The sequence below is a fragment of the Kitasatospora sp. NEAU-69 genome (assembly GCF_057158765.1).
Genome location: NZ_JBWXUE010000006.1, coordinates 17,082 through 40,134 on the forward strand (window position 1 = coordinate 17,082; position 23,053 = coordinate 40,134).

General features: G+C 72.7%; 23 protein-coding genes. 17 read left to right on the forward strand and 6 right to left on the reverse strand.

Going from position 1 to position 23,053, the window contains the following annotated elements:
• Window positions 1-204 precede the first annotated feature (204 nt).
• Window positions 205-477, reverse strand: a complete 273-nt coding sequence (locus tag AC060L_RS08880; RefSeq protein ID WP_483798040.1) for a GlsB/YeaQ/YmgE family stress response membrane protein — start codon at window positions 475-477, stop codon at window positions 205-207.
• Window positions 478-710: 233 nt separating this feature from the next.
• Between AC060L_RS08880 and AC060L_RS08885 the strand changes: the two genes are divergently transcribed.
• The 5 genes from AC060L_RS08885 (at window position 711) to AC060L_RS08905 (ending at window position 5,124) form a co-directional block, all read left to right on the forward strand.
• The gene (locus tag AC060L_RS08885; RefSeq protein ID WP_483798041.1) at window positions 711-1,466 is read left to right on the forward strand and encodes a response regulator transcription factor; all 756 of its coding nucleotides are present in this window, start codon (window positions 711-713) and stop codon (window positions 1,464-1,466) included.
• Window positions 1,463-2,983 (forward strand): sensor histidine kinase, encoded by a 1,521-nt coding sequence (locus AC060L_RS08890; protein ID WP_483798042.1) that lies wholly within the window; start codon window positions 1,463-1,465, stop codon window positions 2,981-2,983. Before AC060L_RS08885 ends, AC060L_RS08890 begins: the two co-directional genes overlap by 4 nt.
• Window positions 2,984-3,118: 135 nt before the next feature.
• Window positions 3,119-3,556, forward strand: coding sequence for a hypothetical protein (locus tag AC060L_RS08895; protein ID WP_483798043.1), 438 nt, complete (start codon window positions 3,119-3,121; stop codon window positions 3,554-3,556).
• Window positions 3,553-3,825, forward strand: a complete 273-nt coding sequence (locus AC060L_RS08900; RefSeq protein ID WP_483798044.1) for a hypothetical protein — start codon at window positions 3,553-3,555, stop codon at window positions 3,823-3,825. Before AC060L_RS08895 ends, AC060L_RS08900 begins: the two co-directional genes overlap by 4 nt.
• A 105-nt stretch (window positions 3,826-3,930) precedes the next feature.
• On the forward strand, window positions 3,931-5,124 hold the full coding sequence (locus AC060L_RS08905; RefSeq protein WP_483798045.1) for a hypothetical protein: 1,194 nt from the start codon (window positions 3,931-3,933) through the stop codon (window positions 5,122-5,124).
• Between the two features lie 64 nt (window positions 5,125-5,188).
• Here the strand turns inward: AC060L_RS08905 and AC060L_RS08910 are convergent, their stop codons facing one another.
• On the reverse strand, window positions 5,189-5,596 hold the full coding sequence (locus AC060L_RS08910) for a hypothetical protein (RefSeq protein ID WP_483798046.1): 408 nt from the start codon (window positions 5,594-5,596) through the stop codon (window positions 5,189-5,191).
• Window positions 5,597-6,067: 471 nt separating this feature from the next.
• Between AC060L_RS08910 and AC060L_RS08915 the strand changes: the two genes are divergently transcribed.
• The 6 genes from AC060L_RS08915 (at window position 6,068) to AC060L_RS08940 (ending at window position 10,716) form a co-directional block, all read left to right on the forward strand.
• The gene (locus AC060L_RS08915) at window positions 6,068-6,613 is read left to right on the forward strand and encodes a cysteine dioxygenase (RefSeq protein ID WP_483798047.1); all 546 of its coding nucleotides are present in this window, start codon (window positions 6,068-6,070) and stop codon (window positions 6,611-6,613) included.
• A complete protein-coding gene (locus AC060L_RS08920; protein ID WP_483798048.1) occupies window positions 6,607-7,029 on the forward strand; it encodes a rhodanese-like domain-containing protein in 423 nt (140 codons plus the stop codon). Before AC060L_RS08915 ends, AC060L_RS08920 begins: the two co-directional genes overlap by 7 nt.
• Before the next feature lie 246 nt (window positions 7,030-7,275).
• Window positions 7,276-8,424: an ABC transporter ATP-binding protein gene (locus tag AC060L_RS08925; protein WP_483798049.1), complete on the forward strand. Its 1,149-nt coding sequence runs from the start codon at window positions 7,276-7,278 to the stop codon at window positions 8,422-8,424.
• Window positions 8,414-9,085 (forward strand): ABC transporter permease, encoded by a 672-nt coding sequence (locus tag AC060L_RS08930; RefSeq protein WP_483798050.1) that lies wholly within the window; start codon window positions 8,414-8,416, stop codon window positions 9,083-9,085. The genes AC060L_RS08925 and AC060L_RS08930 overlap by 11 nt, the downstream gene beginning before the upstream one ends.
• Window positions 9,082-9,750: an ABC transporter permease gene (locus tag AC060L_RS08935; protein WP_483798051.1), complete on the forward strand. Its 669-nt coding sequence runs from the start codon at window positions 9,082-9,084 to the stop codon at window positions 9,748-9,750. Before AC060L_RS08930 ends, AC060L_RS08935 begins: the two co-directional genes overlap by 4 nt.
• Window positions 9,751-9,801: 51 nt before the next feature.
• Complete coding sequence (locus AC060L_RS08940; RefSeq protein ID WP_483798052.1) at window positions 9,802-10,716, forward strand: ABC transporter substrate-binding protein; 915 nt, start codon at window positions 9,802-9,804, stop codon at window positions 10,714-10,716.
• Window positions 10,717-10,859: 143 nt separating this feature from the next.
• Here AC060L_RS08940 and AC060L_RS08945 read toward each other — a convergent pair whose 3' ends face one another.
• Window positions 10,860-11,705: an aggregation-promoting factor C-terminal-like domain-containing protein gene (locus AC060L_RS08945; RefSeq protein ID WP_483798053.1), complete on the reverse strand. Its 846-nt coding sequence runs from the start codon at window positions 11,703-11,705 to the stop codon at window positions 10,860-10,862.
• Window positions 11,706-12,135: 430 nt separating this feature from the next.
• Here AC060L_RS08945 and AC060L_RS08950 point away from each other — a divergent pair, with 430 nt between their 5' ends.
• The 3 genes from AC060L_RS08950 (at window position 12,136) to AC060L_RS08960 (ending at window position 16,500) form a co-directional block, all read left to right on the forward strand.
• Window positions 12,136-13,014, forward strand: a complete 879-nt coding sequence (locus AC060L_RS08950; RefSeq protein ID WP_483798054.1) for a class I SAM-dependent methyltransferase — start codon at window positions 12,136-12,138, stop codon at window positions 13,012-13,014.
• Window positions 13,015-13,367: 353 nt separating this feature from the next.
• The gene (locus AC060L_RS08955; protein WP_483798055.1) at window positions 13,368-15,113 is read left to right on the forward strand and encodes a glycosyl hydrolase family 18 protein; all 1,746 of its coding nucleotides are present in this window, start codon (window positions 13,368-13,370) and stop codon (window positions 15,111-15,113) included.
• 409 nt (window positions 15,114-15,522) lie between these two features.
• A complete protein-coding gene (locus AC060L_RS08960) occupies window positions 15,523-16,500 on the forward strand; it encodes an NAD-dependent epimerase/dehydratase family protein (RefSeq protein ID WP_483798056.1) in 978 nt (325 codons plus the stop codon).
• A 161-nt stretch (window positions 16,501-16,661) separates the two neighbouring features.
• Here AC060L_RS08960 and AC060L_RS08965 read toward each other — a convergent pair whose 3' ends face one another.
• Window positions 16,662-18,101 carry an FAD-binding oxidoreductase gene (locus AC060L_RS08965; protein ID WP_483798057.1) on the reverse strand — a complete coding sequence of 480 codons (1,440 nt, stop codon included), beginning with the start codon at window positions 18,099-18,101 and terminating at the stop codon, window positions 16,662-16,664.
• Between the two features lie 49 nt (window positions 18,102-18,150).
• Between AC060L_RS08965 and AC060L_RS08970 the strand changes: the two genes are divergently transcribed.
• Window positions 18,151-18,816: an MSMEG_1061 family FMN-dependent PPOX-type flavoprotein gene (locus AC060L_RS08970; RefSeq protein WP_483798058.1), complete on the forward strand. Its 666-nt coding sequence runs from the start codon at window positions 18,151-18,153 to the stop codon at window positions 18,814-18,816.
• Between the two features lie 59 nt (window positions 18,817-18,875).
• Here AC060L_RS08970 and AC060L_RS08975 read toward each other — a convergent pair whose 3' ends face one another.
• Window positions 18,876-20,831 carry a phosphocholine-specific phospholipase C gene (locus tag AC060L_RS08975; RefSeq protein ID WP_483798059.1) on the reverse strand — a complete coding sequence of 652 codons (1,956 nt, stop codon included), beginning with the start codon at window positions 20,829-20,831 and terminating at the stop codon, window positions 18,876-18,878.
• Window positions 20,832-20,967: 136 nt separating this feature from the next.
• Here AC060L_RS08975 and AC060L_RS08980 point away from each other — a divergent pair, with 136 nt between their 5' ends.
• Both AC060L_RS08980 and AC060L_RS08985 read left to right on the forward strand, forming a co-directional pair.
• On the forward strand, window positions 20,968-21,225 hold the full coding sequence (locus AC060L_RS08980; protein ID WP_483798060.1) for an RBBP9/YdeN family alpha/beta hydrolase: 258 nt from the start codon (window positions 20,968-20,970) through the stop codon (window positions 21,223-21,225).
• Between the two features lie 27 nt (window positions 21,226-21,252).
• On the forward strand, window positions 21,253-21,861 hold the full coding sequence (locus tag AC060L_RS08985) for an O-methyltransferase (protein ID WP_483798061.1): 609 nt from the start codon (window positions 21,253-21,255) through the stop codon (window positions 21,859-21,861).
• Between the two features lie 41 nt (window positions 21,862-21,902).
• Here the strand turns inward: AC060L_RS08985 and AC060L_RS08990 are convergent, their stop codons facing one another.
• Window positions 21,903-22,973: a S66 family peptidase gene (locus tag AC060L_RS08990; RefSeq protein ID WP_483798062.1), complete on the reverse strand. Its 1,071-nt coding sequence runs from the start codon at window positions 22,971-22,973 to the stop codon at window positions 21,903-21,905.
• Window positions 22,974-23,053: the final 80 nt, after the last annotated feature.

Below are 23,053 nucleotides of genomic sequence, written 5' to 3' on the forward strand. Positions count from 1 at the left end.
TGATTGACGCCCTGGGAGGAGTTCCCGCGTTGGGTCGGCGAGTTGGACTGGGACGCCTGTTAGCGGCGGTGCGCAGCTGCCTTGTGCTGTCGACGGCACAAGGCAGCTGCGCGGAGCGGTCCGGGCGAGGCGGTCCGGGCCAGGCAGTCCGGCCGAGGCAGTCAGGCCAAGGCAGTCCGGCCGAGGCTGAGCGCGGTGCCGGAGTCAGCGCCGGTCGCGGGAGTTGCCGAAGAAGATCCGGTAGATGATCAGCAGCACCAGCGACCCGGCGATGGCCGAGCCCCAGGTCGCCAGGTCGAAGAAGTGCGTGGCGACCGGCCGGTGCAGGAAGCGCGTGGAGAGCCAGCCTCCGACGAACGACCCCGCGATGCCGATCAGCGTGGTGACGAAGATGCCCCCCGGGTCACGCCCGGGCAGCAGCAGCTTGGCGATGCCCCCGGCGAGCAGGCCGAGAATGATCCAGCTGACGATGCCCATGATGCAGTCCTTGCTCTCCGATCATGTCGGTCGTGACGGCCACGACCCGTGGTGCACGGTGATCTGCTGACAGGGACGCCGACGGCTCGGCGCCCGGTTCCGGGCCGACAGGCCCCCTTCCTCTGCTGCCCCGGAGTTCGATGAGAAAACTCTCATCAGCCCGTGCCACCGTGGGCACCCCGGCGAGTGGCCGGGAGTCAGCGAGAAGCGCGAGGAGCGCGAGGAGAGAGCCGATGGCCGGCGGTGACAGCACCGGGACGGTGCTGGTAGTGGACGACGACGACACGATCCGCCGCTCACTGGGGCGCGGCCTGCGGCTCAGCGGCTTCGCCGTGCGCACCGCCGACGGCGGCGTCGCCGCGCTGGAGGAGCTCGCCACCGAACCGCCGGACGTCGTCGTGCTCGACGTCTCGATGCCCGACCTGTCCGGCACCGAGGTCTGCCGTCGGCTGCGCGAGCAGGGCAGCGACGTGCCCGTGCTGATGCTCTCTGCGCTGGACGAGCTGGCCGACCGGGTGGCCGGGCTCCAGGCCGGGGCGGACGACTACCTGGTCAAGCCGTTCGCACTGGAGGAGCTGGTGCTGCGGCTGCACGCGCTGCTGCGCCGCCGTCCGCCGTCCGGCCCGGGCGCGGGGACGGACGTGCTGCGGGTCGGACCGCTGGAGATCGAGCCGGCCACCCGCGAGGTGCGCCGGGACGGCATGCCGGTGCGACTGACCCGGCGCGAGTTCGAGCTGCTGGAGTACCTGGCCCGCAACGCCGGCCTGGTGCTGACCCGTGACCAGTTGCTGGAGCGGGTCTGGGGCTACGACTTCGAGGTGCGCACCGACGCGGTGGACACCTTCGTCAGCTACCTGCGGCGCAAGCTGGAGGAGGGCGGCCGCTCCCGGCTGATCCACACCGTGCGCGGGGTGGGTTTCGTGCTGCGCCTGCCCGAGCCTCAGCGGTCACCCGAGCCGCAGCGGCGAGAGGGCCCGGTGAAGAGATGAGCGGACGCCGGACGAGCGGCCACCGGACGAACGGACGCCGGATCAAGCCCGGTTCGATGAGCCTGGCCACCCGGATCGCGATCGGCGCCGCGCTCATCGTGCCGCTGCTCGTGCTCGGCGCGGGCGCGCTGCTGCTCGGCCTGGTCAGCCACGACCTGCGCGCCCAGCAGGACGCCAGGCTGCGCGATCGCGCGGCCGCGGTGCTGCCGGCCGCCCGCACGCTGCTGACCGCCGACCAGCAGGGCCGGACCAGGATCGAGCAGAACCAGCGCCGCAGCGTGCTCAACGACGCGCTGGACGTCGGCGTCCGGGTGGTGGACGCCAACGGCGCCGTGGTCACCCAGGGCGGCCCACTGCCCGGTCCGGCGGCGCTGCCCGCGCCCGGCCCGTCCGGCGTGACCGGCCCGGTCACGGTGGACTCCGACGGCCGCAGCTGGCAGGTGCTGGCCCGCCAGGTGAGCGGCGCGAACCCCGGCACGCTCTGGGTCGCGGCCCCGAGCTCCGCGACGAATCCGCAGGTCGCCGCGGTGCGCGGGCGGATCCTGCTGGCCGCCCTGCTGGCCGCGCCGGTCTCCGGACTGCTCGGCTACGGGCTGGCCCGCCGCGCCACCGCCCCGCTCAGCCGGCTCGGCCGGCGGGCGGCCGCGCTCGACCCGAAGGCCGGCGCGGCCGACTTCGGCTACCAGCCCAGCGGGGTCCGCGAGGTGGACGAACTCGCCCTCGCCCTGGAGACCGCGCTGGCCCGCTACGACGAGCAGGCGGACCGGACCAGGCAGGCGCTGGAGACCGCCCGCTCGTTCTCGGCCGCCGCCTCGCACGAGCTGCGCACCCCGCTGATGGGCCTGCAGACCAACCTCGACGTGCTCAGCGCGCACCCCGAGCTGCCGCCCGCCGAGCGCGACGAGATCCTGGCCGACCTGCGCGACGACCACCGCCGCCTGCTCGACCTGCTCACCGCGCTGCGCACGCTGGCCCGCGGCGACCTGGTCGAGGAGGAGGCGTTCGGGCCGCTCGACCTGGCCGAGCCGGCCGCGGCGGCCGTGGCCGAGCTGCGCCGCCGCCGGCCGGACCTCGCGATCTCGATGACCGGCCCCGGGCCGGCCGGGCTGCGGGTGCACGGCTGGGAGGCCGGCCTGCGGATCGTCTGCGACAACCTGCTGCTGAACGCCGCCGTGCACGGCCGACGGCCCGACCGGCCGCCCAGGATCACGCTCGGCCTGCACCAGGACGGCCAACAGGCCGTGCTGACCGTGGACGACGACGGCCCGGGCATCCCGGTCGCGGAGCGCGCCGCCGTCTTCGACCGGTTCCACCGGCGGCGGGACAGCCCCGGCTCGGGCCTCGGGCTGACCCTGGTCGCCCAGCAGGTCGCGCTGCACCGGGGCACGGTGAACGTCACCGCGCCACCCGACGGCCACGGCTGCCGGATCGAGGTCAGGCTGCCGCTGATCAGCGGCGACGCGCCGACCCTGCCACTGCCGGCCCGGCGGGACTGGATCGGCTTCGCGGGCTCCTGAGGCCGGCGAACCAGATCGCGCACCGACTCACACCGACTCACAAAGAAACCACAAGGAGGCGCCCTACCGTCCTGTTCAGCCGGACCGCACAGGCCCGGCCGGATCTGCCCATCCCGGCAACTGAAGGACACGACCATGCACACCTACCGCAAGGCCGCCGCCACGGTCGGCGCACTCGCCCTCGGCGGCACCCTGTTCGCGTTCGCCGGCCCGGCGCAGGCCGCCTCCCCCGCGGCGACGCCGACCGTCAAGACGCTGCCCGCCCCGCAGAGCGACGGCGCGAAGGCCATCTGCAAGCGGCTGCCGAAGACCGAGACCCGGATCCAGAACGCCCTGAACCGCCTCAACGGCCCGGTCACCGAGGCCGGCTCGATCGCCCGGCTCCAGCAGCGCGTGGACGACGCGAAGACCGCCGGCCACACCGCCGTCTACACCTACCTCAACGACCGGCTCACCTACCGCAAGAGCCTGGTTCCGACGCTCACCCAGCGCCAGAGCGACCTCAACGCGGTCTCCACCTGGTGCGGCTCCCAGGGCCTGAGCACCGGCACCGGCACCGGCACCGCACAGTGACCGCTCGCTCGATCCGCCGAGCCGCCGGGCTCGCCACCGCCGCCGTGATCGCCTCGCTCAGCCTGACGGCCTGCGGCGGCGGGTCCACCGCCGGCGGCAGCACGGGCACCGGTACGGGCTCCGGCAGCACCCCCGCCGCCACCACCACCCCGGCCACCACCGACAGCGCAGGCGGCGCGGCCAAGCAGCTCGGCGAGATGCAGCAGAAGGTCGACGCCGCGGACAGCGCCGCCGCAGCGGCCGACTCCGACGCCGCACAGAACAACTGACCCACCCCGCACCACCGACCCGATTCACCCGATCTTCCTCCGCCGCCGCGATCCGCCGTGATAAGCACAACTGGTCAGCAGCGGACAGGCGGCGGAGGGGGACCGATGGATCACACCCTGGTACGGGAACAACTGACCCGACTGACCGGCGGAGACTCCCGAGAACTCGACCGCACCTGCGAGTCGGTGGCCGAGGAGCTGGTGCGGGACGGCGAGTTGCCCACCTTCTCGGTCAACAGCGCCGACTTCGTCGGCGACCCCTTCCTGATCTGCGCCGACCGCTACTGGCGACTGCGCCTGCTGGCCCGGCCGACCGTGCTGACGGCGGCAGCGTGCGGGCAGTGGCTGACCGAGCACGTGGCCGCCGAGCACCGGCAGGCGGTCAGTGGGCGCTGGGCTCTCGGCTACGGCTTCATCACCCGGGACAGCGTCGAGTCGGTCACAGAACTCTCAGCTGCAGCCGACCGGTTGCGCGCGGACCCGGACCGCGGCCCGGCCGCAGCATTCGCCACCTGGTACCACGCGGGCAAGTTGCGGGCCAACTACAACTTCGACGAGCTGCGCAGGTTCCTGGAGGCCGCCCCGCTCAGCCGACAACCCCTGGACGGCGAACCGCTCTTCAATGCGCTGCTGGCGTTCGCAGCGCTCGGCAGCCGGGCGACCACAGCCGTCTACGCCGTCGAACTCCTGGACGCGGCCTGGGCCTCTCCGGAGCGAACCCGCGAGGTGGTGGACATCTGCCTGAACGCGCTGGTTGCCGCCCGACCCTTCGATGGGCAGGGCGAGTTGCTCCGCGAGCGGGCCGAGCAGGCAGTCCGGGAGTTCCCGACGGACCACGTCTTCCATTTCCGGCTGGCGGTCGGCCGCCGGCTCACCGACCGGCACGACGGAGCCCTGTCCAGCATCGACGACGCGCTGCGCCTGCTCCCGGCACAGGGCAACCGGAACAGCCACGCCCTGCTCCAGGAGCAGTACCGGCGCGAACGGGAAGCGATCCTCGACGCCTGGAACCGGGCCAACTGGACGGCGCGCCAGCAGCATCTGTGGGACCAGCAGGAGGCCTCGAACCAGGAGGTCCGGCACACCCTGCAGAGCGCCACCGTGCGGGCGGTGGAACTGGTCGCCGTCTTCACGGCGGCGATCGCGTTCGCGATCGGGTCGCTCCAGGTCTCGCTCAGCGGCTCGCTCGGGCTTGCGGGCCGGGTCTGGCTGCTGGCGGCGATGGGCGGCGGACTGCTGCTGTTCGCGCTGACCGTGGTGGCGGGCACCTGGTACCTGACCCGGGATCGACGTTCCTGAACCGTCAGGCCCGGTGACAGCGCCCCGGCTGCGGCCGCACCAGCCCGAACGGCATCCTCCGGTGTCACATGCCCATGTTGATCGTCCCGCTGAAGTCCCGGCCCTGGATCACGTTCCTGGCCTGGGCGTTGCCGCCGACCTCGTTGCTCACCGTGCTGTGGTCCAGCTGAACGCCGAGGGCCGCAGCATGGGTGGTGAGCCAGGTGGTGAGGTCGGTGGCGAGGTGGGCGTCCGTACTGCTGTGGGTGAGCAGGAGTTCGGTGAGGTCGCGGACCTGCTGTTCGTCGGTGCGGTCGATCCGGTCCGGGTCGGGCAGGGTGGTGAGCTCTGCCGTCGTGTTCGGGTCCCGGTGGCCGATGTGGCGGGCGAGGGTCAGCAGGCCGCTCCAGGCGCGGTCGCCGATGCTGGTGCCGACCGCGGTCGCGGCTGCGCTGACGGCGGCGGTGATGGCACCGGCGGCTTCGATGTCCACGGACGGTTCCCTTCCCCGAGGGCGTGGCGGCGCGGGTGCGGCGCGGTTCAACGATAGCTTTCCGGGCCCGGGGAGCGGTGGGGCCGAGCGTGCACGGACCGTGGACAGTACGGGCGGGACCGCGCCACGCCTTGGGACGAGCTTGACGTGCCGCCAGCCGATCAACGACTATCTCGGCATGGACCACGGCACCGTTCTCGTCTGCCGCCTGCACGTCGATCTGCGACGCCAGGCGAGCGACATGTGTGCCTGCTGACCGACTGACGCCCTTTCGGGTCCGTCTGCCCGCCCCTGTGACCTTCTGCCGGGGAGCGCGGCCTTCATCGCCTTCGCGTTGACCCTCGATCTCCGTGGTCTTCGTGATCCTCTGATCTTCCGATCTTCCCGCTGATCTCATCCCCTGGCCCCGTGCCGTCCGCCGCGCCGCCGGCGGCGGAACGCGCACGGCCCCGGGCTTCCCGAGGACTCGCCATGAGCACTGATACGAGCACTGACACGGGCACTGGCACCAACACTGGTAAAGGCATTGATACGAGTATTGGCATTGATCCGGGTGCACCCCCTGCGCTGAGTCCGGCCGAGCTGCGCGGCGTGGTCGCCGAGCTGGCCGAGCGGCCGGCCGAGTGGATCGGGAAGGTCCGGCTCTCGGTGGACGAGCGCTGGTACGAACGGCTGCGGCTGACCGAGGAGTACGAGGTCTGGCTGATCAGCTGGCTGCCCGGCCAGTCCACCGGCTTCCACGACCACGGCGGCTCGCGCGGCGCGTTCACCGTGGCGCTCGGCGAGTTGGAGGAGCTGTCGCTCGGCGGCTCCGACGGCGAGCTGCACACCCGGCGGCTGGTCGCGGGGACGGTGCGCGCGTTCGGGCCCGAGTTCCTGCACGACGTGCGCAACACCGCGGGCGGACCGGCCGTCACGATCCACGCGTACTCGCCGCCGCTCAGCGAGATGTCCCGGTACGAGTTGCGCGCCAGCGGCCTGCGGCGCACCGCGGTGGAGGTGGCGGAGCAGTGGTGACGATCGACGAGCTGGTCGCCCGGGCCCGGGCGGGCGTGCACCGGCCGGGGCCGCAGGAGGCGCACCGGGACCGGCTGGCCGGACAGGCGCTGCTGGTGGACATCCGTCCAGCCGCGCAACGCGGGCGGGAGGGGCAGATCCCCGGCGCGCTGGTGATCGAGCGCAACGTGCTGGAGTGGCGGCTCGATCCGACCGGCAGCCACCGGATCGCGGAGGCCACCGGGTACGACGTACCGGTCGTGGTGGTCTGCTCGGAGGGGTACGCGTCCAGCCTGGCCGCCGCCTCGCTGCGGGAGCTGGGGCTGCACCGGGCGACCGACCTGGCCGGTGGCTTCGTCGCCTGGGCGGCGGCCGGGCTGCCCACCGAGCCGGGGCCAGGGCCGGGAACGCCCACCAGTCACGAGCACCCCGGCTGACGGCCCGACGGGCCCGGCAGCCGCCAACGGTTCTGACATCGCACCAGGTCCGCACGGCGTGTCGGATCGGTCACCGATACCCGTTCAGGGTTTCCCTTGGTCCTGACGGGGGCAAGCAGCCTCGGGTGTCCGACCCCCCTGCAATGCTCGGCACAGCACAGCGCAGCAGCTCCGACGTTCCACCGCTCGACCCGCACGATGACACGCACCGACCGGTGTCCCAGGCACCACAGCTAGGAATTCTCCGTGATCAGATTCGACGGCGCCGGCAAGCGCCACCCCGACGGCACGATCGCCGTCGAGGGTCTCGACCTCACCGTCCCGGCCGGGCGGACCACCGTCCTGGTGGGCCCGTCCGGCTGCGGCAAGACCACCATCCTGCGCATGGTCAACCGGATGGTCGAACCCACCGCGGGCCGGGTGCTGCTGGACGGCACCGACGTCGCCCAGTTGGAGGCCGCCAAGCTGCGCCGGGGCATCGGCTACGTGATCCAGCAGGCCGGGCTCTTCCCGCACCGCAAGGTGCTGGACAACATCGCCACCGTGCCGTACCTGCTCGGCTGGGACCGCAAGCGGGCCCGGACCCGGGCGGCGGAGCTGCTCGAACTGGTCGGGCTGGCGCCGGAGACCGCCAAGCGGTACCCGTTCCAGCTCTCCGGCGGCCAGCAGCAGCGGGTCGGCGTGGCCCGGGCGCTGGCCGCCGACCCGCCGGTGCTGCTGATGGACGAGCCGTTCAGCGCGGTCGACCCGGTGGTGCGTGCCGGGCTCCAGGAGGAGCTGCTGCGGCTCCAGGCCGAGCTCAACAAGACGGTGCTCTTCGTCACCCACGACATCGAGGAGGCGGTGCGGCTCGGCGACCAGATCGTGGTGCTGCGCGAGCACGGCCGGATCGGCCAGATCGCCGACCCGGCCACGCTGCTGGCCGCGCCCGCCGACGAGCAGGTCGCGGCGTTCCTCGGCCGCGACCGCGGGCTGCGCGGGCTCGGCCTGCGCACCGCGACCGGCATCGCGCTGCTCCCGCACACCGAGCCGCAACACGGCTGGACCCTCACCGTGGACGGCCAAGGACGGCCGACCGGGTGGACCGGCCCGGGGGAAACGATCCGTCAGGTCGGCGTCTACCGGCCGGAGAGCGACACGCTGCGCACGGTGCTGGACGCCGCCGTGCTCTCCCCCGCCCGCGCGGCGGTCGCGGTGGACGCCGAGGGCCGGGCTCTCGGCCTCGCGCCACGCGCCGCGGTGCTCGAAGCGCTCGACGCGGCGACGGCACTGAACGGCGTCACGGACGCCGTACCGGACGCCGTGGCGGACGCGGCACCGGCGCAGGCCGGCGAGGGCACCCCGGTCATACCCGACTCCGCCGGCACGGCGAGCGGAGCCGGCCATGGACGGTGAGCCCCTGGTCCGCTGGCGCTGGCTCGGCCAGCACACCGACTACCTCTGGCACCTGCTGCTCGACCACGCGGTGATCTCGCTCGTCCCGGTGCTGGTCGCCCTGCTGCTGGCGGTGCCGCTCGGTCTGCTCTGCACCCGCTTCCCCCGCCTGTACCAGCCGCTGGCCGCGGTCTTCAACGTGGTCTACGCGCTGCCCTCGCTGGCCGTCTTCATCGTGCTGATCCCGTACACCGGGCTGGCCACCCAGGCCACCGTGATGATCCCGCTGACCTGCTACGCGATCGCCGTGCTGCTGCCGACCACGGTGGACGGGCTGCGCGCGGTGCCCGAGCCGGTCCGGCAGGCCGCGACCGCGATGGGCTACGGCCCGTGGCGCCGGCTCGCCGCCGTCGAGCTGCCCGCCGCCGTGCCGTACCTGGTGGCCGGCCTGCGGGTGGCGGCGGTCTCCAGCATCTCGCTGGCGAGCGTCGGTGCGCTGGTCGGGCGCGGCGGGCTCGGCTACCTCTTCATCGACGGTTTCCAGCGCACCTTCCCGACGCCGATCGTGGCCGGGATCGTGCTGATCGCGCTGCTCGCGCTGGTCACCGACGCCGCCCTGCTGCTGGCCCGCCGACTGCTCGCACCGTGGGCGGTCCGGGAGACCTCGGGAGCCGCCCGATGAACTGGCTCTCCTGGATCTCCGACTTCTTCTCCGCGCCGGACCGGCGCAGCGGGCCGGACTCGATCCTGCACCGGATCACCGAGCACCTGACGCTCTCCGGCGAGGCGCTGCTCTTCGCGGCACTGCTGGCGATCCCGCTCGGCCTGCTGATCGGCTACACCGGCCGCGGCGCCGGCCTGGTCACCGCGCTGACCGGCGCGGCGCGGGCGGTGCCGACGCTCGGCCTGGTCACGCTCACGGTGCTGGTCGCCGGGGTGGGCGACACGGCCGTGCTGATGCCGTTGGTCGCGCTCGCCGCACCGGTGCTGCTGGTGGCCGCCTGCGAGGGCGTCCGCGGCACCGACCCGGACCTGCGGGACGCCGCGCGCGGGATCGGCCTGACGCACCCTCAGGTGCTCTGGCAGGTCTGCGTCCCGTCCGCGCTGCCGGCGCTGCTGGCCGGCCTGCGGACCGCCGCCGTCCAGGTGATCGCGACCGCGACGGTCGCCGCCTACGTCGGCCTCGGCGGCCTGGGCCGGTACGTGGTGGACGGGCTGGCCACCAAGGACTTCCCGCAGACCATCGGCGGCGCGCTGCTGGTGGTGCTGCTCGCGGTGGCCGTTCAGCTGCTCTTCGCACTGCTGAACCGCTTCGCCCTGCCGGCTGGGGTGCGCTCGCGGCGCTGAGCGCCGCACGCCCGTCAACTTTTTCTTGTTTGAAACCCGAGAGGAATCGCCATGTCTCTTACGTCCCTGCACAGACGCGCCACCACCACCCTGGTCCTGACCGCCGCGATCGCGCTGGCCGCCACCGCGTGCAGCTCGTCGAAGGGCGACCCGCTGGGCGGGAGCGCCAAGGCCGGCGGCTCCACCGTGGTGGTCGGCTCGGCGAACTACCCGGAGAACGTGCTGCTCGCCTCGATCTACTCGCAGGCGCTGCAGGCCAAGGGCGTCAAGGTTCAGGAGAAGTTCAACATCGGCAGCCGCGAGGTGCTCTACGGCCAGGTGCAGAGCGGCAGCCTGACCGTGCTGCCGGAGTACAACGGCGCGCTGCTGGCGTACGTGGACAAGAACTCCACCGCGACCACCACGGACGACGTGGACGCGGCGCTGACCAAGGAGCTGCCGAGCAGCCTGGAGATCCTCAACCCGTCGGCAGCGCAGGACAAGGACTCGCTGACGGTCAGCCAGGCCACGGCTGCCAAGTACAACCTGAAGACCATCGGCGATCTCGCCGCGCAGGCCTCGCAGTTCACCATCGGCGGTCAGCCGGAGTTCCAGTCGCGCCGCGAGCAGCAGTTCAAGGACACCTACGGGCTGTCCTTCAAGGAGTGGAAGCCGACCGCCGACACCACCGCGAACGCGATCAAGGACGGCACGCTCCAGGTCGGTGACGTCTTCACCACGGACCCCCGGCTCGTGCAGCTCGGCCTGGTCGCGCTGGACGACCCGAAGAACGTGTTCGGGGTGCAGAACGTGACGCCGCTGGTCAACAAGGCGGGTGTGAGCGACACCGCGACCGCCGCGCTGAACGCGGTCTCGGCGAAGCTGGACACCGCGGGGCTGGTCGCGCTGATGAAGCGCGTCTCGGTGGACAAGGACGACCCGTCGGCAGTGGCGAAGGACTGGGTGAAGGCGAACGGGCTGGGCTGAGCCGGCCACCGGCTCCACCCGGCGGACAGCACCGGACGGCACCGGACAGCGCGAAGCGGCCCCGCGGCACTCCTCGGACGAGGTGGTGCTGCGGGGCCGCTTCGGTTTCGGCTTCCGGCTGCCGTGGCGCGGGTGGGCGCCGATCAGTACCAGTGGTGGTTCTGCCAGAAGACCCACGCCTGGTTCGGGCTGCCGTAGCGCTCGTTCATGTAGTTCAGCGTCCACTTGATCTGGGTCACCGGGTTGGTGCGCCAGTCCGAGCCGGCCGAGGCCATCTTGCCCGCCGGGAGCGCCTGGCCGAGGCCGTAGGAGCCGGAGGACGGGTTGACCGCGGTCGGGTTCCAGCTGCTCTCGTGGCTGACGATGTTCGCGAACGAGGCGAACTGGTCGGCCGGCACCATGCTCTGCGCCAGCGCGCGGATGCCGCTCGGGCTGGTGTCGGTGACCACCGGGGTGGCCGGCTTCGGGGCCGGAGCCGGGGCGGGAGCGGGCGCCGGGGCCGGGGCCGGGGCGGGAGCCGGGGCCGGGGCCGGGGCGGGAGCCGGGGCCGGGGCGGGCTGCTCGGCGGGGGCCGGCGCCGGGGCCGGCTGCTCGGCCGGAGCGGGCTCGGGCTGCGGTGCCGGGGCCTGCTCGGCGGCCTGCGCGGCCGGAGCCGGGGCCTCGGGAGCACCGTACGGCGCGACCTTCAGGCTGTGGCCGTCGTCCACGGTGACCGGCTTCAGGTACGAGGCGTTGGTCAGCTGCCCGGCGTCGCCGCCCGCGGCGACCAGGGCGACGGTCTGGACCTCGCCGTGCGGGGTCAGCTTCAGCCCGGCACTGCCCTGGTGCTCCACCGTGGCGACCGACCCCTTGGCCGGCGCGTCGGCGACGGCGCTGTCGGCCGGGATCGCCAGGGCGACGGCGGAAGCCACACAGACGGTGGCCAGGCCGGCCGAAGCCGCGATCACGGACGAGCGTCGACGCACGGTGGTCATCAGGGTGCTGCGCATACTGCGTTTACCTCACAAGGTGTTGCCGGCCTCCGGACGCACGGCAGCACCGCGGCAGTGGCCGCAGGCTGGCGATGGCGCGTCGGTGGCCGTGGGCACCCCGATATCGGTCGGTGCCGTACGGAAGCGCCCCGCCGGGGGAACCGGCACCGGAACAGGAGGCCCGGTGCAGGCGGCGCGCTTGGCGACTCGTCCAGGTTTAACCCGGTACGACACAGGGCAGCAAACCTCGCCGCTACGACCTGCGGTAGTAGCGGGCCCCGATCATCCCCGCCCGGCCGCCCCGCACCCGGGCCCGTGACCACGACCCACGGCCGTAGGCTCCCGGAGCCTGTGGCAGGTGTCACGAACTTCGTCACGCAGCGCAGTCACCGCCGCACCCGGTGAAATCGGTTGCCGATGATCGTCGACAGCCGCGAGGCTTCCGCCCATGACAGCGACACCCAAGACACCGACAGCCGGTACAGCGACACCCGGCACGCCGGACATCGCCCCCGAGGTCCTCGCCTACTACAACCGGGGCCAGGAGGCGGGCCGCCTGCTGCACGGCCACAACCGGCTGGAGCTCTGGCGCACCCAGGACGTGCTGCGCCGGCTGCTCGCCACCGTCACAACAGGCGCGACCGGCGCGACCGGCGAACCGGAGCCGCTGCGGATCCTGGACGTCGGCGGCGGCGCCGGCATCCACGCGCAGTGGCTGGCCGCCGACGGGCACCAGGTCGAGCTGATCGACCCGGTGCCGCTGCACGTCGAGCAGGCGGCGAAGCTGCCCGGCGTGACGGCCCGGGTCGGCGACGCCCGGGAGCCGGACGCCGAGGACGGCTCGATGGACGTCGTCCTGCTGCTCGGCCCGCTCTACCACCTGACCGAGCGCACGGACCGGCTGCGCGCCCTCGCCCAGGCCCGCCGGGTGGTGCGGCCCGGCGGCCTGGTGGTCGCCGCGACCATCAACCGGTTCGCCGGCCTGCACGACACGATGCGCAGTGGCGGCTACTTCGAGGCCGCCAACCGGGCCGTCACCGATGCGGCCACGACCACCGGCGAACTGCGCCCGGGCAGCACGGCCAACATGTTCACCACCGCCTACTTCCACCAGCCCGCCGACGTCCCGGTGGAGTTCGCCGAGGCGGGTCTCTCCGTGACCGGCCAGTACGGCCTGGAGGGCGCCGCCTGGCTGCTGGGCGTCGATGAGCGGCTGGACGACCCGGCGCAGCGCGCCGTGGTGCTCGACGCACTGCGCCGCACCGAGTCGGAGCCCTCGCTGCTCGGGATCAGCGGGCACCTGCTGACGGCGGGCCGCCGCCACTGACGGCATCTGACGTGGCATCAGCCGGATTACGGACGAGGCGCGGACGGGCGGCGGAAGCGGGCCGAGTGACTGTTAGGACTCTTGACAGATAACTGGTCTAGTCCAAACATGGACTCCGTCGTCCATCCGACCGGGATGCACTGTGGGGGTGTGACCACCGGCCGGCGGGGACCTGCCCTGCCCGGATCCACCTACCGCCCCCGCTTCTCCGACCGCCGCACAAGCACACCACCGCACCGCCGCACCATCGCAGCTCGGTGCTTCGGTGCCTCGCGCCGGTCGTTGTCATGCGCAAGTCCGCAGCTCTCCCCTGCACCTGTCCATGCCCGTCACGTCCGTCTGCTGGAGCATTGATGCGACTTCACAGATCCGTCCAGGCCGTACTGACCGCCGGCGCCACGCTGGCCGCCTCGGCCGGCCTGCTGGTCGGCGCGAGCGCCGCCGCCCACGCCGCCACCCGGCTGCCGGCCCATGTCTTCGCCCCGTACTTCGAGGCGTACAGCAGCGACAACCCGGCCACGCTGGCAAGCCAGTCGGGCAACAAGTACCTGTCGATGGCCTTCCTCCAGGCCGCCACCAAGGGCTCGTGCACGGCCTACTGGAACGGCGCCACGAGCACGCCGATCGCCGCCTCGACCTACGGCAGCCAGATCAAGAGCATCCAGGCGGCGGGCGGGGACGTGATCCCCTCCTTCGGCGGCTACGCGGCCGACAACGGCGGCACCGAGATAGCCGACAGCTGCACGGACGTCAACCAGATCGCGGCGCAGTACGAGAACGTGATCACGACGTACGACGTCAACCGGATCGACCTGGACACCGAGGACAACTCGCTGACCAACACCGCCGGCATCGACCGCCGCAACAAGGCGGTCAAGCTGGTCGAGCAGTGGGCGGCGGCCAACGGGCGCAACGTGCAGTTCTCCTACACGCTGCCGACCACCACGAGCGGCCTGGCCGACACCGGCCTGAACGTGCTGAAGAACGCGGTCAGCAACGGCACCCGGGTCGACGTCGTCAACATCATGACCTTCGACTACTACGACGGCGCGAGCCACGAGATGGGCAACGACGCCGAGAGCGCCGCGACCGGCCTGTTCGGCCAGCTCGGCCAGCTCTACCCGAGCGAGAGCGCCGCGCAGCGCTGGGCGCAGATCGGCATCACGCTGATGCCGGGCGTCGACGACTACGGCACGGCCGAGACCACGACCGTGGCGGACGCCCAGAACGTGGCCACCTGGGCCACCGCCAAGGGCGTCAGCACGCTCGCCTTCTGGGCGCTGGAGCGCGACAACGCGAGCTGCGCGGTGGGTACCGCGGGCTCCGACACCTGCTCCGGCATCGCGCAGAACACCTGGGACTTCAGCCACGCGATGGAACCGTTCACCTCCGGTGGCGGCACCACGACCAACGACTTCTCGGTCGGCGTCACGCCGGCCAGTGGTGCGGTCGCCCCCGGCGGGAGCACCAGCGCCGCCGTCAGCACCGCCGTCACCTCCGGCAGCGCCGAGAACGTCAACCTCACCGTCAGCGGCGCACCGGCCGGCGTCACCGCGACCCTCAGCCCCAGCAGCGTCAACTCCGGCGCAGGCTCCACGCTGAACATCAGCACCACGGCCGCCGTCGCACCCGGCAGCTACCCGCTCACCGTCACCGGCACCGCCGGCACCGGCAGCCACACCGCCGGCTACACCCTCACGGTGACCGGCTCCGGGAGCACCGGGCTGGCGAACGGCGGCTTCGAGAGCGGCAGCCTGAGCCCCTGGACCTGCCAGCCCGGCGGCGCCGTGGTCTCCACGCCGGTGCACTCGGGCAGCTACGCGCTCCAGGTCACGCCGACCAGCGGCCAGACCGGCGAGTGCGACCAGGCCGTCACGCTGCTGCCCAACCACGCCTACACGCTGAGCGGCTGGGTCCAGGGCAACTACGCGTACCTCGGCGTCAGCGGGGGCGCGACGGGCTCCACCTGGGCCTCGGGCAGCGGCTGGACGAAGCTGAGCGTGCCGTTCACCACCGACTCGACCGGCAAGGTGACGGTGTACCTGCACGGCTGGTACTCGCAGGGGAACGTCTACGGCGACGACTTCGCGATCAGCTAGTAGCCGGCGCTACGCAAACGGTGCCCCTGGCCTGCCGCTCCGCGGCCGGCCGGGGGCGCCGTCGCGTGGCGGCGCGGGCTGCCGGGTGGGGGTGGCGGGGATCGCTGCAGCAACCCGTGGCAGTGGTGAGCGAGCAGGCAGAGCTGACCCGCGCGAGTGGTGAGCGAGCAGGTGGGGATGACTCGCGCGGGTGGTGAGCGAGCAGGTGGGGATGACCCGCGCGGGTGATCTGTGGCAGGGCGCGGTGGCCCGGTCGGGCGGGGCGCGGGCGCGCTGAGCGCCTGGGGTACGGGCCGGGGCGGCCGCTGCGGGCCGTCCGGGGCAGGCGCGGGACGGGCGCGGGTGGGCGGCAGGGTGTCCAGAGGATGGGATGATCCGGGAAATTTCCCAGTTGCCAAGGAGAATGTCCGTGCGTCAGGTCCTGATCACCGGTGCCACCGGGACCGTCGGCTATCCGCTCGCGCGGCAGTTGGTGGAGCGCGGTGACCGGGTGCGGGCGCTGGTACGCGATACCGGACGGGCGGCGCGGGTGCTGCCCCAGGGAGTGAAGCCGATCCGCGGGGACGTCACCGACGCCGGCTCGGTGCGGGCCGCGATCGCCGGCTGTGACACCGTCTTCCACACCGCGGGCATGCCCGAGCAGTGGCTGCGCGACCCGTCGGCGTTCCACCGGGTGAACGTGGACGGCACCGCGCACCTGGTCGAGGCGGCGCTGGCCGAGGGCGTCGGCTGCTTCGTGCACACCAGCACGATGGACGTCTTCGAGCGGAACCGGGCCACCCCGTTCGACGAGTCCGTGCTGGCCCGGCGTCCGCTGGGCACCCCGTACGAGCGGTCCAAGCAGCTGGCCGACCGGCTGGTGACCACCGCGGCGGCCGAGCGCGGGCTGCCGGCCCGGATCACCCACCCGGCCTCGGCCTTCGGCGCGACCCCGACCGTGCCGACCGCGCTCAACCGGCTGCTGGTCGAGCTGGCCGGGCGGCGGGTGCCGCTGCTGCCGCCGGGCGGGATGAGCCTGGTCGGCAACGAGGACCTGGCCCGCGGCCACCTGCTGGCCGCCGATGCCCCGGTCGGCTCGCGCTACCTGTTCGCCGACCGCTACCTCGAACTGACCGAGATCGCCGCGCTGGTGAAGCAGCTGGTGCCCGCCGCGCGGATCCCGCCGACCCTGCCGACCCCCGGCGCCTGGGCCTACGCCGCGATCGGCGAGCTGACCGCCAAGCTGACCCGCAGCGCGCCCCAACTCTCCTTCGGCGAGCTGCACTTCCTCACCTCGGAGGTCACCCCGGACGCCCGCAGGGCCAAGCTGGAGCTGGGCTGGCAGACCGGCGACCTGGTGCGTGCCACCGAACTGACGCTGCGTCACTTCAGTGTGCTGAAGGGCTAGGCCCTCTCTTTCGGATCTTGTCGGATCAGCGTGCGGCGTTGGGCGCCCGGCTGGGCGTGCCGGCGGATCATCCTCGTACTGGGTCGTACTTGGATGATTCGCCGGTGCGGCCAGGCGGGATGCCCGGCGTCGCGCGCCCGGCAAGATCCGAAAGAGAGGGCCTAGTCCTGGCGTCGGTCAGTCAGCAGCTTGCCCGGGTTCATGATGCCGAGCGGGTCGAGTGCCTCCTTCACCGTGCGCAGCAAGGCGAGTTCGAGCGGCGGGCGCAGCCGGGCCATCGCGTCGCGCTTGAGCATGCCGATGCCGTGCTCGGCGCTGATGCTGCCGTCGAACTCGCCGACCAGCGCGTAGACCCGGTCGGAGAGCGCGGCCCGGTCGGTGCCGGGCGGGACCAGCAGGTTGAGGTGGATGTTGCCGTCCCCGACGTGGCCGAAGGCGTTCAGCAGCGCGCCCGGGAACTCCTGCGCGAGCCGCCGTTCCGCCGTGCCGACGAAGCGGGCGACCGCCCCGAGCGGGACGCTGACGTCGTGCTTGACCGCCGCCGCGCCGCGCTCGCGGGCCGCGCGCTTCTCGGCCTCGGGCAGGTTCTCGCGCAGTGCCCAGAGCGCCTGCGCCTGCGGGCGGTCCAGCGCGGGCACCGCGTCCTGGGCCAGGCCGCGTTCGGTGGCCGCGGTGAGGAAGTCCTCCAACTGCCGGGCCAGTCCCGGGCCGTCCCGGGTGCTGGTCGCCTCGACGAGCAGGTACTGCGCGTGCGGGCGGCCGAACGGGTCCTTGCTGCCGGGAACTTGGGCAAGCAGCAGGTCAAGTCCGGTGCGGCTGAAGAGCTCCAGTGCGGTCAGCCGGTCCTCCAGCAGCTCGCGGGCCAGGGCGAGCAGCCCGCCCAGCGGCTCGGGTCCGGCCAGCGCGAGCAGCGCGACCGCGTGGTGTCGGGGCCTGGGCACCAGGCGGACGGTCGCCGCAGTGACCACGCCCAGGGTGCCCTCGGAGCCGATCAGCAGCTGCTTGAGGTCGTAGCCGGTGTTGTCCTTGCGCAGCGAGCCGAGGCCGTGCCAGATCCGGCCGTCCGGCAGCACCGCCTCCAGGCCCAGCACCAGGTCACGGGTCATCCCGTAGCGGAGCACGTTGCTGCCGCCCGCGTTGGTCGCGACCGCGCCGCCGATCCGGGCGCTGCCCTCGGAGGCGAGCCGCAGCGGAAAGTGCAGTCCGGCCCGTTCGGCCGCCTGCTGCACGTCGGCGAGCACGCAGCCGGCCTCCGCCGTGAGCGAGAAGTCGGCGACATCGACGCTGCGGATCCGGTCCAGGCCGCGCACGCTGAGCACCAGCTGGCTGCCACTGCCCAGCGGGATCGCGCCGCCGACCAGGCCGGTGCCACCGGCGAACGGCACCACCGGGACCCGGTGCCGGGCGCAGACCGCGACCGCCGCGGCGACCTGCTCGGTGGTCCGCGGGCGCAGCACCGCGGCGGGGTGGGCGGGGAACAGGCCGCGCTCGTCACGGACGAAGCCGGCGGCCGGATCGGCGGGGTCGAGCACCCCGCCCGGACCGAGTGCGGCACGCAGCTCGGACAGGGCTGCGGCCAGGGCCGCTGTGATGTTCTCCACGCGATCAACCGTATCCCCCGCCGCGCAACGATCCGCTAGATTGCGCGGTATGACGATCACGCCGGCCGCCAGCCTGTTCGACATGCTGAGCGTCGATGCCATCCGCGACCCCGCCGCACTGCGCGAGCTCTACGGGCCGTCCAGCATCGCGGTCGCGCACAAGCAGGTGGACCACCTGCACGAGGCCGCGCGCCGGCTGATCGGCTGCTCCTCGTTCGTGCTGGTCGCCAGTGCGGACGAGACCGGCCGCTGCGACGTCACGCCGCGCGGCGGCCCGGCCGGGTTCGTCTCGGTGCTGGACGAGCACACGCTCGCGATACCGGACGCGACCGGCAACAAGCGGCTCGACACGCTGCACAACATCGTCGCCACCGGTCAGGCCGGCCTGATCTTCCTGATCCCGGGGCGCAACGACACGCTGCGGGTGAACGGCCGGGCCTGCGTCTCGACCGACCCGGAGCTGCTCGACCAGCTCACCGCCGTCGGCAAGCCGCCGCGCAGCGCGATCGTGGTCCGGGTGACCGAGGTCTACGGGCACTGCCCCAAGTCGCTGCTGCGCGGCTCGGTCTGGCGCCCCGACCAGTGGCTGCCGAAGGACGCCGCGCCGAGCTCGGCCGAGGTGACGCTGTCGCACCTCTCCGGCTCACTGGACGGCCTGACGCTGGAGCAGGTGCAGCAGGACGAGCGGGAGGCACTGCTGCACCGCTACGAGTGAGACGGGCTGCTGCCCGGTGGTCCGGCCGGCCGGACCACCGGGCAGTTGCTCACCTCGGCTCACGCCTCCGGCTGGAGCCGGCCGGCGAAGCGGCGTTCGAAGCCGTCGCCGGTGTCGGCGGTGACCGTGTAGTCGTAGCGGCCGGCCGGGGTCGGGGCGAGCACGTCGTCCGCGCTGGCTCCCGGGGCCACGGTGACCGTCCGGGCGGTCGAACCGCTCGCGCCGAAGGCGGCGTCGGCGCCGATGGTGAAGACCACCGGCGCGCCGCCCTGGTTGCTCAGGGTGATCCGCACGCCGTCCGGTGACTCCACCGAGGAGACCTCCGGGTGGCCCTTGGCCGGGTTCGACCAGGTCCGCACGTCGCCCTTGTAGCCGCGCAGGAACCCGTCGGGGCCGTGCGCGTCGATGTCGTACGGGCCGCCGCTGACGCCGAGCGCACTGAAGTAGTCGGTCACGTTGCCGCCGGCCGGCAGCGTGTAGCGCCAGGCGCCGAACTGGCGGAAGTTCACCGTGTACATCGAGATGCCGGCGCCCAGCGTGCCCAGGTTGTCGAGGCTGATCCAGAGCAGGCCCTGCGCGGTGTCGGTGCGCGAGGAGGAGCCGAACCGGTAGCCGGTCGGCAGCGCCGGACGGTCGCCCGGCTCGACCTGCGGGTCGTGCTGGACCAGCGGCGGGAAGACCGGCGGCAGCAGCAGCTTGTCCTGCGCGGCCAGGTCGGCGAGCAGCTGCTTGGTGTCCGGCAGGGCCGGGAAGCTGCGGTCGCTGCTGGTGAAGTCGAAGGCCGACATCAGGTCGCCGCAGACCGTGCGGCGCCAGGCCGAGATGTTCGGCTCGCGCACACCGGTCCAGTTCTCCAGGAAGCGCAGCACCGACGTGTGGTCGAAGACCTCGGAGTTGACCCGGCCGCCGCGGCTCCACGGCGAGATCACGATCATCGGCACCCGCGGGCCCAGGCCGATCGGCACGCCGCCGATGAACTCGTCCGGCGTGCCGTCCGGCGCCACCGGCGGCACCACGTGGTCGAAGAAGCCGTCGTTCTCGTCGTAGTTGAGGAAGACGACGGTCTTCGCCCAGACCTCCGGGTTGGCGGCCAGCGCCTGGAGCACCACGGTGGACGTGAAGTCCGCGCCCTGGGCCGGCGGGTAGTTCGGGTGCTCCGACTGCGCGGTCGGGGCGACCACCCAACTGACGGCCGGGAGGGTGCCGTTGGCCACGTCGTTGGCGAAGTCGTCGGCGCCGCGGCGGGCCATGCCGTTGACGAACAGCGGCGAGTCCTGCGGGGCGGTCTGGAAGGACTTGAACCAGGCCAGAGCATTGTCGTCGAAGTTGTCCTGCTGCTGGTAGACCTTCCAGGAGATGCCGGCGGCCTGCAGGCGCTCGGGGTAGGTGGTCCAGGTGAAGCCGGTCCTGCTGTTGTCGGTGGCCGGGCCGCCGCCGGTGCCGTTCGGGTCGATCATGCCCGACCAGAGGTAGAGCCGGTTCGGGTCGGTGGACGTCATGGCGGAGCAGAAGTACTGGTCGCAGACGGTGAAGTTGTCCGCCAGCGCGTACTGGAACGGGATGTCCTGGCGGGTGTAGTAGCCCATGGTGTACCAGGTCTTGGCCGGGATCCAGTTGTTCCACTGGCCGTTCGCCCAGGCGCTGTGCGTGCCGCCCCAGGAGTGGTCCAGGTCGAAGATCCGCTGCGCGTCGCTGGTGGAGGTGTCCAGGTGCCAGGGCTGGAGCGTGGTGCCCCAGCTGCCGAACATCTTCTGGTACCGCACGTCCGAACCGCCGGGCAGCCGCACCCGCGAGGTGTCGCCGTAGCCGCGCACGCCGTTCAGGGTGCCGAAGTAGTGGTCGAAGGAACGGTTCTCCTGCATGAGCACCACGACGTGCTCGACGTCGTCCAGGGTGCCGGGCACGGCCGGGGCCGCGAGCGCCTGTTGCAGCGAGCCGGGCAGCACGCCGAGGCCGAGCGCGGCGCCGGATGCGGCGGCCGAGCCGAGCAGCGTGCGGCGGGAGAGCGGGGACACGTGTCCTCCTGGGGGCAGCTGATGAGGGGTCGCGTGCAAGCTGATGACCCGACAGTCGGGTTACCTGCGGGTAGGGATGATTCCAGTGCCCGGTGAACGGCGGAAGACCCCGGGACAAGGCTCTGCACCCCGGGCCATGACAAAACCGGCCGCGGGACTTGACGTGCTGAGCTCGTTCAGCCCGATTCCGCTGCGTCGGCTGCCCTTCCCCACTACCGTGGTGGCCAGCTCCGACGACCACTACTGCACAGTCGAGCGCGCTCGGGCCTTCGCAGCCGGCTGGGGCTCACACCTGGTTGAGCTCGGTGCCCTCGGACACATCAACTCCGCGTCCGGACTGGGTGACTGGCCCGTCGGCCGGGCGCTGCTCGGCGAGCTCACGGGGCGTCACTGACCGGGACTCCCAAGGGGGAACAGCACCTTGTCCATGCACGGCACCGACTCCTATCGCGGCTACCGCACCGGCACCGACCTGCCACCACTGGTTCGCCGCGCCCTGGCCGCCTCGTACGCCGAGGGGTTCGGCCACTCCTGCCGGCTCGAACAGGGCCTGCTGCTGCAGACCATGGCGCAGGGCGCGAGCCGGCTGATCGGCGAGACCGGGACCGGCTGCGGAGTCGGCCTGGCCTGGCTGGCCAGCGGCGCGGCGCCCGGGGTCCGGCTGATCAGCGTCGAGCGCGACCTGGCCCGGGCGGCGGTCGCAGCCGAGGTCTTCGCCGACCAGCCGCAGGTCGAGGTGATCACCGGCGACTGGACCGAGATCCACCAGCACGGGCCGTTCGACCTGCTGGTGCTGGACGGCGGCGGCCAGGGCAAGGGCGACGGAGCGGTCGCCGACCCGGTCCGGCTGCTGGTGCCCGGCGGCAGCCTGGTGGTGGACGACTTCACGCCCGCCACCGGCTGGCCGCCGGTCTTCGGCGGGCAGCCGGACACCCCCCGGATCCACTGGCTGGAGCACCCGGCGCTGCGCGCCACCGAGATCCGCCTCGCGCCGGACCTCGCCTCGGTGGTGGGCGTGCGGCGCTTCTGAGGCGGCCCCTCACCAAGCGTGGCTCAGTACTGCACCATGACTCAGTACTGCACGGTGATGCGGCGAGCCGGACCGTCCACCCGGATCCGGCCGCCGCAGGGCAGCACCTGCTGCGGGTCGGTGTGGCCGAAGTCGACGTCGAAGACGGCCATCGTCTGCGGCGCGTACTCGGCCAGCGCCCGCAGCACCGCCTCGCGCTGCGCCTTGCGGTACTCGACCCGCTGCGCCGGCTCCAGCCGCTGCTCGAAGCTCCAGCTCTTCGCCCGGGCCATCAGCAGCGCCGGGAACTGCCGCAGCAGGCCGCGCTCGCCCATGTTCCGCAGGATCCGGTAGACGGTGTCGGCGCTCGGCATCTCCTCGGAGGTCTCCAGGTAGAGCACCTGGCCGGCGTACTCCTCGACCGGCCGGATCTCCCGGTCGGCCATCAGCAGCCAGGCCAGGATCTCCACGCAGCCGCCCCAGCCCGGGCCCTCGACCACCCGGTCGGCGTTGTGCCAGCTCCAGCCCTCGGACGGGTCCAGCTGCGGCTCCTGGGCCAGGCTCCCCTCGGCGTTCCAGTCCTGCTCGACCTCGCCCACCGCGGCGGCCGGGCGCAGCTCGTACTCGCCGGAGCCGAGCAGCGCCGCGCGCAGCGAGTCGGCGGTGGCCGGGTGCATCGCACCGCCGCGGCCGAACTGCACCATCATCGAGCCGCCGTGGTAGCTGACGATGCCGAGGTTGCGCAGGAAGAGCAGCAGGTTCGTGTTGTCGCTGTAACCGAAGAACGGCTTCGGGTTGGCCCTGATCAGCTCGCGGTCCAGGTGCGTCAGCACGGTGATCTGGTCCTCGCCGCCGAGGCTCGTGATCACCGCCTTGATCGCCGGGTCGGCGAAGGCCGCGTTGATGTCGGCCGCGCGCTCCTGCGGGGTGGCGCCGAGCTTGCGGGTGGTCGGGTACTCCACCGGTATCAGGCCGAACTCCTCGCGCAGCCGCCGCAGGCCCAGCTCGAACGGCAGCGGGAAGACCGCCGGGCCGGCGAAGGAGGGCGACAGGATCGCGACCCGGTCACCCGGGCGCGGCTTGGCGGGGTACGTGGCGTACACGGGCGGGGCGGGAGTCACGGGTGCCGTCATGGGCCGATCGTAGACGGCCGATCGACGGCCCGACCAGCATTTTTCGGCAGGCCCGCGCAGACCCACGCAGCCCCGCGCAG